Annotated in this window: 11 protein-coding genes and 2 pseudogenes; 3 read left to right on the top strand and 10 right to left on the bottom strand. The window is 57.0% G+C overall.

Going from position 1 to position 13,565, the window contains the following annotated elements:
* Nucleotides 1–59: 59 nt before the first annotated feature.
* Complete coding sequence (gene cmoA, locus ACIPIZ_RS19850; protein WP_401166890.1) at nt 60–803, top strand: carboxy-S-adenosyl-L-methionine synthase CmoA; 744 nt, start codon at nt 60–62, stop codon at nt 801–803.
* Nucleotides 800–1,756 (top strand): tRNA 5-methoxyuridine(34)/uridine 5-oxyacetic acid(34) synthase CmoB, encoded by a 957-nt coding sequence (gene cmoB, locus ACIPIZ_RS19845; protein ID WP_064392040.1) that lies wholly within the window; start codon nt 800–802, stop codon nt 1,754–1,756. The genes cmoA and cmoB overlap by 4 nt, the downstream gene beginning before the upstream one ends.
* An 886-nt stretch (nt 1,757–2,642) precedes the next feature.
* Here cmoB and tadA read toward each other — a convergent pair.
* The gene (tadA, locus tag ACIPIZ_RS19840; protein ID WP_053123497.1) at nt 2,643–3,143 is read right to left on the bottom strand and encodes a tRNA adenosine(34) deaminase TadA; all 501 of its coding nucleotides are present in this window, start codon (nt 3,141–3,143) and stop codon (nt 2,643–2,645) included.
* Nucleotides 3,143–4,519 (bottom strand): multicopper oxidase family protein, encoded by a 1,377-nt coding sequence (locus tag ACIPIZ_RS19835; RefSeq protein WP_064392154.1) that lies wholly within the window; start codon nt 4,517–4,519, stop codon nt 3,143–3,145. The genes tadA and ACIPIZ_RS19835 overlap by 1 nt, the downstream gene beginning before the upstream one ends.
* 218 nt (nt 4,520–4,737) lie before the next feature.
* Here ACIPIZ_RS19835 and ACIPIZ_RS19830 point away from each other — a divergent pair, with 218 nt between their 5' ends.
* Entirely contained in the window at nt 4,738–7,764 is a 3,027-nt protein-coding gene (locus tag ACIPIZ_RS19830; protein WP_401166885.1) for a dermonecrotic toxin domain-containing protein, read from the top strand.
* 278 nt (nt 7,765–8,042) lie between these two features.
* Here ACIPIZ_RS19830 and ACIPIZ_RS19825 read toward each other — a convergent pair whose 3' ends face one another.
* The 8 genes and pseudogenes from ACIPIZ_RS19825 to ACIPIZ_RS19790 all read right to left on the bottom strand — a co-directional run.
* Nucleotides 8,043–8,339 (bottom strand): hypothetical protein, encoded by a 297-nt coding sequence (locus ACIPIZ_RS19825; protein WP_401166882.1) that lies wholly within the window; start codon nt 8,337–8,339, stop codon nt 8,043–8,045.
* A 563-nt stretch (nt 8,340–8,902) separates the two neighbouring features.
* The gene (locus tag ACIPIZ_RS19820; RefSeq protein WP_401166879.1) at nt 8,903–9,517 is read right to left on the bottom strand and encodes a hypothetical protein; all 615 of its coding nucleotides are present in this window, start codon (nt 9,515–9,517) and stop codon (nt 8,903–8,905) included.
* 114 nt (nt 9,518–9,631) lie between these two features.
* A complete protein-coding gene (locus ACIPIZ_RS19815) occupies nt 9,632–10,021 on the bottom strand; it encodes a hypothetical protein (RefSeq protein WP_401166876.1) in 390 nt (129 codons plus the stop codon).
* 74 nt (nt 10,022–10,095) lie between these two features.
* Nucleotides 10,096–10,659, bottom strand: coding sequence for a hypothetical protein (locus ACIPIZ_RS19810; protein ID WP_401166873.1), 564 nt, complete (start codon nt 10,657–10,659; stop codon nt 10,096–10,098).
* Nucleotides 10,660–10,668: 9 nt separating this feature from the next.
* Complete coding sequence (locus tag ACIPIZ_RS19805) at nt 10,669–11,076, bottom strand: hypothetical protein (RefSeq protein ID WP_401166870.1); 408 nt, start codon at nt 11,074–11,076, stop codon at nt 10,669–10,671.
* A gap of 119 nt (nt 11,077–11,195) precedes the next feature.
* Nucleotides 11,196–11,387 (bottom strand): annotated as a pseudogene (locus ACIPIZ_RS19800) (Arm DNA-binding domain-containing protein); the annotation flags it as partial.
* Between the two features lie 287 nt (nt 11,388–11,674).
* A complete protein-coding gene (guaA, locus tag ACIPIZ_RS19795; protein WP_034156271.1) occupies nt 11,675–13,252 on the bottom strand; it encodes a glutamine-hydrolyzing GMP synthase in 1,578 nt (525 codons plus the stop codon).
* 99 nt (nt 13,253–13,351) lie between these two features.
* Nucleotides 13,352–13,489 (bottom strand): annotated as a pseudogene (locus tag ACIPIZ_RS19790) (IMP dehydrogenase); the annotation flags it as partial.
* Nucleotides 13,490–13,565: the final 76 nt, after the last annotated feature.

The raw sequence follows: 13,565 nt of genomic DNA, 5'->3' as shown, positions 1-13,565 counted from the left end.
CATCCCCGCGCCCTTTTGGCTAAAATGCCGGCCTTTCCATTTACACCGCCGGAACCGCCGTGAGCAAAGAACCCGATCGCATTTTCGCCAAGCCTCTGGCCCAGGTACCCGACTTCGCCTTCAACGAAGACGTCGTGCGGGTGTTCCCGGACATGATCAAGCGCTCGGTGCCGGGTTATCCGACCATCGTCGAAAACCTCGGCGTGCTCGCCGCGCAGTTCGCTCAGTCGAACAGCGTGCTCTACGATCTCGGCTCATCCTTGGGCGCCGTGACCCAGGCCCTGCGTCGCCACGTGCGCACCGACGGTTGCCGCGTTATCGCTGTGGATAACTCGGCCGCCATGGTCGAACGCTGCCGCGAGTACCTCAACGGTCAGGATTCGATGTTCCAGGAGTTGCTGCCGGTCGAAGTGATCGAGGGCGACATCCTTGCCCTCGACTTCCAGCCCGCCTCGGTGGTCGCGCTGAACTTCACCCTGCAATTCATCGCCCCCGAGCAGCGCACCGCGTTGCTCTCGCGCATCCGCCAATCGTTGTTGCCCGGTGGCGCGCTGATTCTCTCGGAGAAGCTGCGATTCAATGATGCCGAGGAGCACGCGCTGCTCACCGATCTGCACGTCGCCTTCAAACGCGCCAACGGCTACAGCGAACTGGAAATTGCCCAGAAGCGCAGCGCCATCGAAAACGTCATGAAGCCCGACAGCCTCGAAGAACACCGCGAACGCCTGCTGGCCGCCGGGTTCTCGAAAGTCGTGCCGTGGTTCCAGTGTCTTAACTTTGCCTCGTTGATTGCCTTGCCATGATTGATCTGTCCCCCCTCGCCCGCCGTCTGGCCGGCACGCCGCTGGCCGAATGGGCCAACACCCTGCAGCGTCAACTCGACAAGAAAATGGACAAGGGCCATGGCGATCTGGAGCGCTGGCAGAGTGCGCTCGATGCCTTGCCGAAGATTCAGCCGAGCGAAGTCGATCTGCTCAACGGCCTGAAACTCGACACCGATTGCGACGACGAAACCCGCGCGCAGATGCGCACTGCGCTGATGGGCCTGTCGCCGTGGCGCAAAGGGCCGTTCGATCTGTTTGGTGTGCACGTCGACACTGAATGGCGTTCGGACTGGAAATGGTCGCGCGTAGCTCCACATCTCGACCTGAAGGGCAAACGCATCCTCGACGTCGGTTGCGGCAACGGCTATTACATGTGGCGCATGCTCGGTGCGGGTGCAGACAGTGTGATTGGTGTTGACCCGAACTGGCTGTTCTTCTGCCAGTTCCAGGCCGTGCAGCGTTACCTGTCCGAACCAAATGCCTGGCATTTGCCGTTCCCGTTCGAAGACCTGCCGGCGAATCTGGAAGGTTTCGACACGGTGTTTTCCATGGGCGTGTTCTACCACCGCCGCTCGCCGATCGAGCATTTGCTGGCGCTGAAGGATTGCCTGGTCAAGGGCGGCGAACTGGTGCTGGAAACACTGGTGGTGGAAGGCGACAAGCATCAGGTGCTGATGCCGGAAGACCGTTATGCGCAGATGCGTAACGTGTGGTTTCTGCCGTCGGTGCCGGCGCTGGAATTGTGGCTGCGTCGTGCGGGGTTTACCGACATTCGTTGCGTGGATGTGAGCACGACAACGGTTGAAGAGCAGCGCGGTACGGAGTGGATGAAGTATCAGTCGTTGAGCGACTTCCTTGATCCCGAAGACCACAGCAAAACCATCGAAGGTCTGCCGGCGCCAATGCGTGCGGTGATCGTCGCGAAGAAGTAACCCAACCTCTCAAACACCGCGGTGAATTCACCCCTCACCCCAGCCCTCTCCCCAAGGAGAGGGAGCCGATCTTTGGGCTTTTCGAAACTTGAGTTCGACTCGATAACTCAGGTCGGCGGAGATCGCCCATTCAACTCGGTCAGTCCCCTCTCCCTCTGGGAGAGGGAGCCGATATTTGGGCTTTTCAAAACTTGAGTTCGACTCGATAACTCAGGTCGGCGGGGATCGCCCATCCAATCCGGTCAGTTCCCTCTCCCTCTGGGAGAGGGAGCCGATCTTTGGGCTTTTCAAAACTTGAGTTCGACCCGATAACTCAGGTCGGCGGGGATCGCCCATTCAACTCGGTCAGTCCCCTCTCCCTCTGGGAGAGGGGGCCGATCTTTGGGCTTTTCGAAACTTGAGTTCGACTCGATAACTCAGGTCGGCGGGGATCGCCCATCCAATCCGGTCAGTCCCCTCTCCTTCTGGGAGAGGGAGCCGATCTTTGGGCTTTTCAAAACTTGAGTTCGACTCGATAACTCAGGTCGGCGGAGATCGCCCATTCAACTCGGTCAGTCCCCTCTCCCTCTGCGAGAGGGAGCCGATCTTTGGGCTTTTCAAAACTTGAGTTCGACTCGATAACTCAGGTCGGCGGGGATCGCCCATTCAACTCGGTCAGTCCCCTCTCCCTCTGGGAGAGGGAGCCGATATTTGGGCTTTTCAAAACTCGAGTTCGACTCGATAACTCAGGTCGGCGGAGATCACCCATTCAACTCGGTCGGTCCCCTCTCCCTCTGGGAGAGGGAGCCGATCTTTGGGCTTTCGAAACTTGAGTTCGACTCGATAACTCAGGTCGGCGGAGATCGCCCATTCAACTCGGTCAGTCCCCTCTCCCTCTGGGAGAGGGTTAGGGTGAGGGGCTTTTTGCTCGGCGGGCGCGGAAGAATTCAGTCAGCACCGCCCCACACTCCTCCGCCAACACCCCGCCTTCATACAACACTCGGTGATTCAAAAAGCCCTGGGTAAAAAACTGCCCCTGGCTCTGCACAATCCCCGCCTTCGGCTCCAGCGCCCCGTAAACCACCCGAGCCACCCGCGAATGCACGATCAATCCGGCGCACATGCTGCACGGTTCCAGCGTCACATACAGCGTGCTGCCTGGCAGACGATAGTTATCCACGGCCTGTGCGGCAGCACGAATAGCGACCATTTCCGCGTGGGCACTCGGGTCGCTGGCGCTGATCGGGCAATTGAAGCCGCGACCGATAATCTCGCCATCCTGCACCAGCACCGCGCCCACCGGTACTTCGCCGAGGGCTGCGCCTTGTGCGGCAAGCGCCAACGCTTCACGCATGAAATCGCGGTCACGGCTGCGGTCGATGATCGCCGCTGGGCGAATCTGGCGCATCACTTCACCTCGATGGCGGCCATCAGGCCGGTTTCCATGTGGTCGATCACATGGCAGTGGAACATCCATACCCCCGGGTTATCGGCCACCAGCGCCACTTGCGCGCGCTCGTTCTTGCCCAACAGGTACGTGTCGGTGAAGTACGGAATGATCTTGTGCCGATTCGACGCAATCACTTTGAAGCTCATCCCGTGCAAGTGGATCGGGTGCTGGTACTGGGTCATGTTCTTCAATTCGAAAATATAGCTCTGACCCAGCTTCAGGCTGGCAATCGGCCGATCCGCACACGTCTTGTCGGTGATGTCCCAGGCCTTGCCGTTGATCTGCCACAGACTCGGCGGCCGGCCGTTATCGACGTTCACCGATACCGAACCGACCCATTCGAAATTGAAGTTGAGTTTCTCGGCATTGGCCAGGTCCGGCTCAGCCACCGGGTTGGCCGGCAGCGCCTTCGGCCAGTCAGTCGGCGCGTCGGTATTGGCCACCGAACGCAGCGTGCCCAGACGCACCGGGCCGTTGCGCAGCGATAATTCTTCGCCAGCCGCTGGCGCTTTGATCGCCAGGCAAATGCGCATGCCGGGGCCCAGCCAGTATTCCTTGCCCAGCGGGCGTGGCTCGACCGGGTTGCCGTCCAGCGCATAAATCCGTGCTTCGACCCCGGGAATATTGATGCGGTAAGTCAGGGTGTTGTCGAGGTTGAGCAAACGCACTCGCGTGATCTGCCCGGCCGGCAATTCGATCACCGGCGATGGCACGCCATTAATTGTCGAAAGGCGCCCCGCCGTTCCGCCCCGCGCCGCTTCACGCGGAATGCTGAACTCGACGAAATTGCCTACGTCATCGATGTGCCAGTTCTTCAGGCTCAAGGTCTTTTCATACACGAAACCGGTCGGCTCGCGCTCTTCGATGATCAGCGGCCCGACCAGCCCGCGACCGAGCTCTTCGCTGCTGCTGACGTGCGGGTGATACCAATAGCTGCCAGCATCCGGCACGCGGAATTTGTAATCGAAGTACTCGCCTGGTAGCACCGGTAGCTGCGAAACGTACGGCACACCGTCCATTTCCAGCGGCAGGCGAATGCCATGCCAGTGAATGGTGGTCGCCACCGGCAAATGGTTGATGAAACGTACGCGCAGCCATTCACCCTGACGCACACGCAGCTCGGTTCCTGGCGCCGAGGGGCCGAACGCCCAGGCTGCGGTTTTATGCCCCGGCACCAGTTCAACATCCAGCGGCGCGGCGATCAGTTCGTAATCGTGGCCCGCTTCAGCATCAGCCATTTTGCCCAGCCAGTAACGCGACGCGCCACCGGCCCCCACGCCAACCACTACAAGACCGGCCAGACCACCGAGTATTTGTCGACGGGTAAAAGACATGAACTCAACCACCTCACGTATCAGCCACGGGCGCCAGGCCCGCAAAAGGCAAATACGATACACCTGCAATTGCGAAACAGTAAGGGCGGCGCGGCGGATGGACGCAGTCGCGCCCGCGCCATACAGCATTTTGATCGTACCCATAACATAACTATGTAGTGCACAGTCCTTGAGTGAACAGGTCATCCTGCGACACCCGTTTCTCAAGGATAGAGAGCATGAACGCACCACCCCCCCTGCCCAATGCTGCCGACAAGGCCGCGCTTGAGGCCATTGCCGCCACCGTCATCCAGAACTGCCCCAGCCTGCAGGATGAGGCGCATCAGGTCGCCAGCGACTTACTAAAAAAACATGAGATCAACGGACTGGATCCGGATCAGGTCTACTTTCATCGCTTCGATGCTTCGCAAAGCAGCGCCAAAGCCTTTACTGGCTGGGAGCATGTGCACGCGACGCCCACCTCGACCATGACCCTGACCGAACTGGTGATCCACCGATTTCGTGTCGCCGATCAGGACAATGCCGATCTACTTGACGTGTACGGTGGTTTTTATACCGCAGGCCCGGGTGCCGGCACCTTCAATGAATCCAATGAAGTGCGCCTGCACGGAAGCGCGGTGCTAAAGGAATTCTGGAGCGTCGACTTCAGCGCGTTGTACAGCGAAAAATTGACAGCATTCTGGAGCACCTCGAACAGCCATTTCCGCACATTGGCCAAATGCAACTTCCTCGTCAAAGCCCTACAGGCACGAGACCAACGGCAATTGAGCGACGAAGACTTCCAGTTCGTCACGCAAGCCGTCATAGGCCCGATCACCTGGCCTGTCAGCCTGCAAATGCTGCAGGCCGCTCACCCTTGCAGCGCTGAGGTCACCACGTTCGATATCGCCGGTTACTGCGCCATCAGTGCGTTTCGATTCATCACGACGAAGGGACGACAGGTCGTTTATCTGCCAAGCGATACCGAGCCTTTCCAGGTACTGGAAAGCGTTACAGACATGCACTATTGGGTGCTGCTGCGGATGAACAACAGCGCTACCCGGCAGACATTGATGACACATTTTTCCCTCGCTGACCGCCAGCAGGTCAGCGATAACCTCAGCGATCTGATGAACCGCCTGGTGAAAACCTGGGGCGTCTACGACCACTCAATGATCAATGGGCAGAGCCGCGCGATCAAGGGTGACGCCTTTACCTGGTTGAGCGATTCGACCCGTGATGCCATGTTCGCGGAAGCCACGCTTTCCCTGACCTCCAACGGCGATCTGCGCAAGCAACTGTGGATCGGTTATCTCAGCGCAGGTGTCAAAGTATTTGGCCCGATGGCAGTGGTCGGATGGCCGATAGCGCTTCCAGTGATCGGCGCCAGCATTGCTGGCATGGGTTTGAACATCGATCAGGCGGTCAACGGAAAAACCACCGCGCAACGCAAGGCCGGGATCCTCGGTGCAGTGCTCAACGGCATCGACATGCTGTTCAATCTCATGGTGCTCAAAGGGCCGGGGGCATTGCTGGAGACCGGCCCTGAGGTCGATGCCGCAGAAGCTCGGGAAATGGCCGACTTGACCGTAGAGAACAGCGACGAGCTGAAACGGGCACTGCCCGAAAAAACCTTGAAGCCAGTGGGTTCGCCACCGATCGGTGTTCAAACGCCGACTGCCACATCATTACTCGAAGACATCCCGCGACCGCCGATACCGCAACACTGGCAAGCCAATGAATTACTGGAAGGACTGACGCCTGGCAGTGAGCCCGGCAAGCTTCAGGGGATTTACCTGCTCGACTCCACGCCCTCCACAGCCATCATGATCGACGACTGCGCCTACTACGTGCGTTACGAAACCGACCTCAACGGTGGCGGCCACTGGGCCATCATCGACCCCGCGAAACCCGACAGTTTTACTGGTTCCATCGCCATACGCCTGAACGCTGAGGGCGAGTGGGAAACCATGCCACGCGGCGGTCTCAAGGGGGGCGGCAAGCCATCTGCGCTGGCAGGATCCCGCGGTCAACGCCAACCTGTCCCAGCACCGATAACCACCCTGCCGGCATCCGAATACGACGTGCCTGCCCCCCTCAAATCGCATCTTGAGCAAGGCGCGGCGGGGCTCGACGATGAGGCACTACGGGATGTCTACGACAGCCTCAACGCGTTCGATGCCTACCGCGATTTCAAGGTCATCAGAAAACGTCTCTACCACGACGCCTTGGAGTTCTTTGCCACACTGCAATTGCCTGGGCGCCCTCCCATGCCGGTACTGGCGACAGACGCGACTGCCGAGGAGATCATCGACAGGATTCTGCAACATGCCCGAGGGCTGGTCATCGGTGAAAGTCATACCGCTATCGGCAGTAAACAATGGCTGATCGAAAACATGGAGTTACTCGCCAGCAAACAAGTGAAGACCCTGTACATGGAACACCTGCTGACCGACTTTCACCAGGCGGCCCTGGACGAGTTCTTCCGCACCGGCGTCATGCCCAAGGATCTCGAGACTTACCTGAAAGCGCTTGATGTCGGCAACATGACTGATCCATTGGAGCGTTACACGTTTCTTGAACTGGTCAGGGAAGCCAGAAAACAAGGCATCCATATACAGGCCATTGATTGCATGGCGAGCTACCGGCTCTACGGCATGGAGATCATGACTGCCCAGGCGCTCACGGTCGACGAGACTGCACGGCAGAAAATGATGAACTACTTCGCCAGATCGGTCATTCGTGCCGATCAGGCAGCGCGGGGCGCACACAAGTGGGTCGCTCTGATGGGCAACTCCCACTCGAACACCTTCGACGGCGTTGCCGGCGTCAGCGAGCTGGAAGAGGCCATCGGTATCCGTGTCGAGGATGTCGCCGAAGGAGTATCACGTGGCATCGAAGTCGACCCGGGGAAAATCCTCCCGCTGGGCGGTACCGCGTTTGACCGCTCCGCACTGGTGCGAGGCGACCTGCGGCTGCAAATGGAAACACCGTGGATCGCACAAACCATGGCGGAATTCGAAACGCTGCTGCCGCGTTACGGTATGTACTCCTTGAAACAACAACCCAACATGACATTTATCGTGCATCGCAGTCGCAGCAAAGAACTGGTGCGCACCATTATTGAAAATGACGGGAGACGCTTCTACATCGAACGCCCGAGCTGGCCTTCGGTCAGCGGTAAACGCTATGACAGCATCAAGACGTTGCTACAGGCACTGGATGAGATGGGCATGAGCCTCGCTGGCTGGTCGAAACCGCTGTAACGCAGACACAAAAAAGCCGTGTGAAATCGAATTTCACACGGCTTTCGGTGACAGCGCTCAAGCCATCAAGGCTTGTGCGGGATCACTCCCACTCTATTTATGAATAGGGGGCAAGAACTGTCTATTAACGACACCTGCCTTACAAATACCATGAAAACTATCAATGCATGAGCAGGCTTAGCGGTGCGCACGCACACACCTAATGCCTTCATTCAAGGTGGGAATACTCACGTCATTTTCCGTGCTGACTGTGATGTGCTGCGGGAATTTCCGTTGAATCAGCGGTTACCCTGACTGATCAGTTTGCCGATCAGCATTTTTTTGTCCTTTGTGAGAATTTCCAAAGTCCAGACTTGGTCTCCGTCAATCCACACACCGTTGAAAAACAACAGCGTGAACGAGTTGTTCTCATTGCTTTGAGCGCTTGCTTGGCGCAGCTCCCCTTTTTCATCAACAAGTGCAAATGCTTTGTTGTCCGGGGTGAGCAAAATAGCTTTCACCAAAAATTCAAGGGTCTGACCGCCCTGGGCTTCAACCACTACTTTTTGTATTGCGCGACTCTCCAAACCGTTCATATCAGTACCTTACTTGCACATCCGTTCCAAAGCGCGAAAACCGCGCCTTTCTTACTGACGTTGCCCAGCGTTTGACGGCTGGGCTTGTGTGTACCTGGTGCAAGCTTCCTAGGACATTCTTGAAGACGCTCAACGGTAATCTGGACTCGACCGGGTCATGGATATGCGAGTAGTTGAGCCATACCAGCAACACATAAGCTCAGTCCTACGAGGAGCGCAACTCTGAAACGCTTCTGGTAAGGCCGGTAATGGGAACTTTCGATCTTCTCGAACTCGGCTTCTCCGATGCCAGCGTCGTTCCTCGCGTACGAGGCGATTTGCAGATTACGCTTTGATCTGTCCGGGTCACGCTTCGCCTCAACGTAGCGCGAATAGTTCCAGTACGAAATGCCAAGCTCTGCTGCGCACAGCGTCCATAAAACTGTCTGGATGACCAATACCGATGTCGACACTTTGTGCCTTCCTGCTTAGACGAGCTGCCAATGGCGACGCGAAAAACGCCCCTCTATTACGGCCTTGGCCCCGCGCTTGACGGCGGGGCCTGGGCTTACCTAGGCGCAGTGTTAGACCTTCACTGGGGATGTCAGAATGTTCGGATCGATAACGATCAAGATCGGATAGGTCACCCCATACTGCTGTTCGTTGCCGGCAACAGCTTGATAGCCAGCTGCAATTGAAGCATCGACGATGTCTTCGATGCAGTCCCGCGTGGTCCTCTGAAGTAGATTCCAAGCAAGCTGGCCAGCAGCGGTTTGACGCTGATTAAGAGCGAGTTCTGCCATCTGGGCCATCTGCTCATCTCCAGGCCTAACTGCATACTTCATGATCTCACCTGTCCTCCAGCCCTTTTCCCAGTAGAACTGGTACTCGGATAAGATATTGCCCTTGCCCGGACGGCGGCTTACAACGAGCTGACGCAGATGCTCCGACTCCTGATGTGTACACGTCACTCCTGGGTCAGAAATATCAAGCACATGTGCCTCAGGTTTAAGATTTGCCTGATACACGTTGGGACTAGCATTGGGTCCTCCAGCACTCCCCACAGCGAACGCGCGACTCGTCGTGAAAAATAAGCCCTTGTGGAGCGGCGCGCTCCCCTTCAGGACGCCACGTCCAGTCAACTTCCACTGAGTGATGGTAGAGGGTGTGCCGTGTAGCCAGTCTGTGAATATGTTCACTGCTCTTTCCTTAATGGCGCTGCCGCCAACTGAGTTTCTTCATAGCGATCTCTCTTCCCGATGATTCTAGGGATTTAGCCCCGACTGGCGGGGCTGTGATGCGGCGGGATTTTCCTACTTGGCTGCGGTTCGTTTTGGTCTGACAGAAAAATACCAAACCAGACCGATTACCCAAATGGCGAGAATCGATGCTAGTGCATGAATTGGTGAAGCAAACCAGTAGATTGGCGCGCCATTACTACGCCAATCTGAAATAGGAAGCTCCTTGGTCACGTAGTCATCTGAGCAAGCCTGAATAGCTTTGTTGAACTCTTCTGCGTCAAGCTCTCTCAACCTCTGTTTCAGGTCACCCTGAGGGCAGGTGGTGAACGATGGTACGGTGTATCTGTACTCGCTTACGTAACCGTCGAATGGGAAATGAAGCAGCAGAACCAAGATCGACATCGTGAACGTTGTAAGTACGACCCACCCCGGGCCAGAGCCCTTTTGAATTGCATCTTCCATGACTTCCTCTTAGGCCAATCAAGGGCTCTTGGTGTAGCGAATTGTCCTTTGTACTGGAAATCACACTCGGATCTTCACAGGTTCCAGTGTTCCTCAATCTGGTAGAGCGGGCGACCAACCATCAGCGTCTGAATGGCCGCGATGTGGGCCGTATAATCTTCCTCGGTGAAGCTGGTCCAACTCGAGTTCGCCTTTTGGGCTTTGGAGAATGCTGCCGCCGCTGCCGGATAGGAAGCCTTGTTCCGGCGCAAATACGCTTTCAGCCCAAGGAAAAGCTGCCTGTCCAAGGGTGGGTGCAGCTGCTCCACCTGGGGGTGGCTGTAATGCTCACCGCAAACGAATACCGACTTGAGGTAGATATTTACGATCTTCTGGGCGTGGCCAAAACTGAAACCTTCAATACCCCGGAGCTGAGCTTCATCAAAGATTTTACGCATGAAGCCGAGAAGCCAAACATCAACATCAGGGCCAATTTGAGCAGGTGTAGTAATAGCTTGCAGTCCGCTTGAATCGATCAGTTCGAAAGCAATCTGGTTACCGCCGCCTTTGAGGCCACGTGTGTAAGCTCGAGCTGCGCACCAGCGAGCAAAGTTGTGGCGATGCAACTCGATGGTGTAGGGCTGTGCTGGTGTGGTCATTCTATGTCCCTAGAAAAGATCGAAGTCGCTGGCTGGCTCTGCGGCCTCTGCCTTGGTTTCCTTTTCAGCCAACTCAGCCAGCTTCTCCAACGCCTCATCCCAGAGGCGCTTGACCCTTGGCAACAGGCCGTACAACTCGACGCCGAACTCAGGCGTCAGCAGCTCGGAAACGAGCTGGATGTTATCGTCTTCTCGAATCAGGCCGACTGAAGAGATGAGGTAGAAAGAGGCCTCCCCGAGCTGCTGGCGAGGCGGTAGGTCAGCTGTTCTCGCCTCGGCAGCAGCGATGTTCGACTCAAGCACACCTTCAGCCGCAAACCAGCACTTCTCCATGCTCTTTGCGTCCTGGGGTTGTCGCAGCATCAGGCCTTGCATCTGCTCGATAGCACGTTCCTTTTGAGCCTTCGAGAGCTTCATAACTGGCCCTGCGTTTCATGGCGACTCATGTTGATATCCATCTCAATGAAGACTCCCAAGAAGGATTACTGATATCACTATGCCAGCGCAAGCTCAAATGCATGCCGAATAGTAGCGGGATCGACAAGCGTGATGCCGCCTACGCCATAACGGCCAAACGTGATCGTTTCTTGTCGGCCGTTGATGGAGTAGTTGTAGCGAAACGAGATTGACCCCACCGCCGTCACAGCCACATGGAGCCCGTCTCGGTCATTCACCTTGTAGAGTTCTTCTTTCGGTTTGAGATTACGCAGCTTGGTATCGGTCAGCATGGGGTCCGCGGATTCCGTTCAAAAAATACCATGCTAAAAAACGAACCCAAAATCGTAGGGAAACCCAATGAAAACGGGCGAATAATGGGATTTATACCATGCTCTCCTCAACAGAGATGACATGGCATTTTGCTCAGTCAATACCCCTTACCATGCCACATAAACATGGTGCTTGGCGATGCACAAAGCTGCCGGAAAGTGCCAGACCCAAAAAGCCAAAAGCCCGCAACTACGCGGGCTTCATGGCATTTCTTGCTAGAGGATGCCGGTCAATGCCGGACGTCCAATCACTCCCACTCAATGGTCGCTGGCGGCTTGCTCGACACGTCGTAAGTGACGCGGGAGATGCCTTCGATTTCATTGATGATGCGGCCGGAGACGGTTTCCAGCAGTTCGTAAGGCAGGTGCGCCCAACGTGCGGTCATGAAGTCGATGGTTTCTACGGCACGCAGGGCTACAACCCAAGCGTAACGACGGCCATCGCCTACAACGCCAACCGATTTGACTGGCTGGAACACGACGAAGGCCTGGCTGACTTTGTGGTACCAGTCGGCTTTGCGCAGTTCTTCGATGAAGATGTGGTCGGCACGACGCAGCAGATCGGCGTATTCCTTCTTCACTTCACCGAGGATGCGCACGCCCAGGCCCGGGCCCGGGAACGGATGACGGTAGACCATGTCGTACGGCAGGCCCAGCTCCAGACCCAAACGACGGACTTCGTCCTTGAACAGTTCGCGCAGTGGCTCGACCAGTTTCAGGTTCATTTCTTCCGGCAGGCCGCCCACGTTGTGGTGCGACTTGATCACGTGGGCCTTGCCGCTTTTCGCGCCAGCCGACTCGATCACGTCCGGGTAGATAGTGCCCTGAGCGAGGTATTTGATGTTTTCCAGTTTGTTCGACTGGGCATCGAATACGTCGATGAAAGTGCGACCGATGATCTTGCGCTTCTTCTCCGGGTCGGCTTCGCCGGCCAGGTTGTCGAGGAACTGGTCTTCAGCGTTGGCGCGGATCACTTTGACGCCCATGTTCTCGGCGAACATGGCCATCACTTGCTCGCCTTCGTGCAGACGCAGCAGGCCGTTGTCGACAAAGACGCAGGTCAGTTGGTCGCCAATGGCTTTGTGCAGCAGCGCGGCAACCACCGAGGAGTCAACGCCGCCGGACAGACCCAGCAGCACGTTGTCGGTGCCGACTTGTGCTCGGATGTTGGCGATGGCGTCTTCAGCGATCTTCGACGGCGTCCACAATGCTTCACAGCCGCAGATGTCGAGAACGAAACGCGACAGGATGCGACCGCCCTGCTTGGTGTGGGTCACTTCCGGGTGGAACTGCACGCCGTAGTAGCCACGGTCGTCGTTGAACATACCGGCGATCGGGCAGCTTGGGGTGCTGGCGAGGATGTGGAAGTCTTCCGGCATCCTGGTGACCTTGTCACCGTGGCTCATCCATACGTCGAGGCCGAACAGGCCGTCGGCGTCGATGTGGTCTTCGATGCCATCGAGCAGGCGGCTCTTGCCGACTACATCAACGCGGGCGTAACCGAACTCACGCAGTTCGGAACCTTCAACCTTGCCGCCCAGTTGCTCGGCCATGGTTTGCATGCCGTAGCAGATACCGAAGACCGGTACGCCCAGATCGAACACTGCCTGTGGGCAGCGCGGGCTGTCGGCGACGTGTACGGACTCGGGGCCGCCGGCGAGGATGACGCCTTTAGGAGCGAATTCGCGGATCGCATCTTCGTCCATATCGAACGGGTGCAGTTCGCAGTACACACCGATCTCGCGCACGCGGCGGGCGATCAGTTGGGTGTATTGCGAACCGAAGTCGAGGATCAGGATGCGGTGAGCGTGAATATCGAGGGCCATGATTCAGTCTCGTCTAAGTCGTTCAGAAACAGTCGTGATTCAGAAACAACTCGGGGCTGAATCAAACAGCCCCGGTTGCTTACTTTATTGCTTGAAGGCTCAACCTACGCGGTAGTTTGGCGCTTCTTTGGTGATCTGCACGTCGTGCACGTGGGATTCGGCCATGCCAGCACCGGTGATCCGCACGAACTCAGGCTTGGTGCGCATTTCTTCGATGTTGGCGCTACCGGTGTAGCTCCCCCAGCAATGAATCAATTTTCGGGTCTTGCGTATCAGCAGGTTTCAGCTGGTTCATCGGGACTTCCGCGTCATT

It is taken from the genome of Pseudomonas sp. NPDC087690, assembly GCF_044743175.1.
Lineage (GTDB): Bacteria > Pseudomonadota > Gammaproteobacteria > Pseudomonadales > Pseudomonadaceae > Aquipseudomonas.
The sequence above is the reverse complement of the archived record's forward strand: the minus strand, read 5'-3'. Positions and strand labels throughout refer to the sequence as shown.

Coding starts and splice junctions, on each gene's coding strand:
- ACIPIZ_RS19835 (WP_064392154.1), bottom strand. CDS start 4,519: ATGTCTTTTACCCGTCGACAAATACTCGGTGGTCTGGCCGGTCTTGTA.
- ACIPIZ_RS19830 (WP_401166885.1), top strand. CDS start 4,738: ATGAACGCACCACCCCCCCTGCCCAATGCTGCCGACAAGGCCGCGCTT.
- ACIPIZ_RS19805 (WP_401166870.1), bottom strand. CDS start 11,076: ATGAAGCTCTCGAAGGCTCAAAAGGAACGTGCTATCGAGCAGATGCAA.
- cmoB (WP_064392040.1), top strand. CDS start 800: ATGATTGATCTGTCCCCCCTCGCCCGCCGTCTGGCCGGCACGCCGCTG.
- ACIPIZ_RS19825 (WP_401166882.1), bottom strand. CDS start 8,339: ATGAACGGTTTGGAGAGTCGCGCAATACAAAAAGTAGTGGTTGAAGCC.
- ACIPIZ_RS19810 (WP_401166873.1), bottom strand. CDS start 10,659: ATGACCACACCAGCACAGCCCTACACCATCGAGTTGCATCGCCACAAC.
- ACIPIZ_RS19815 (WP_401166876.1), bottom strand. CDS start 10,021: ATGGAAGATGCAATTCAAAAGGGCTCTGGCCCGGGGTGGGTCGTACTT.
- tadA (WP_053123497.1), bottom strand. CDS start 3,143: ATGCGCCAGATTCGCCCAGCGGCGATCATCGACCGCAGCCGTGACCGC.
- guaA (WP_034156271.1), bottom strand. CDS start 13,252: ATGGCCCTCGATATTCACGCTCACCGCATCCTGATCCTCGACTTCGGT.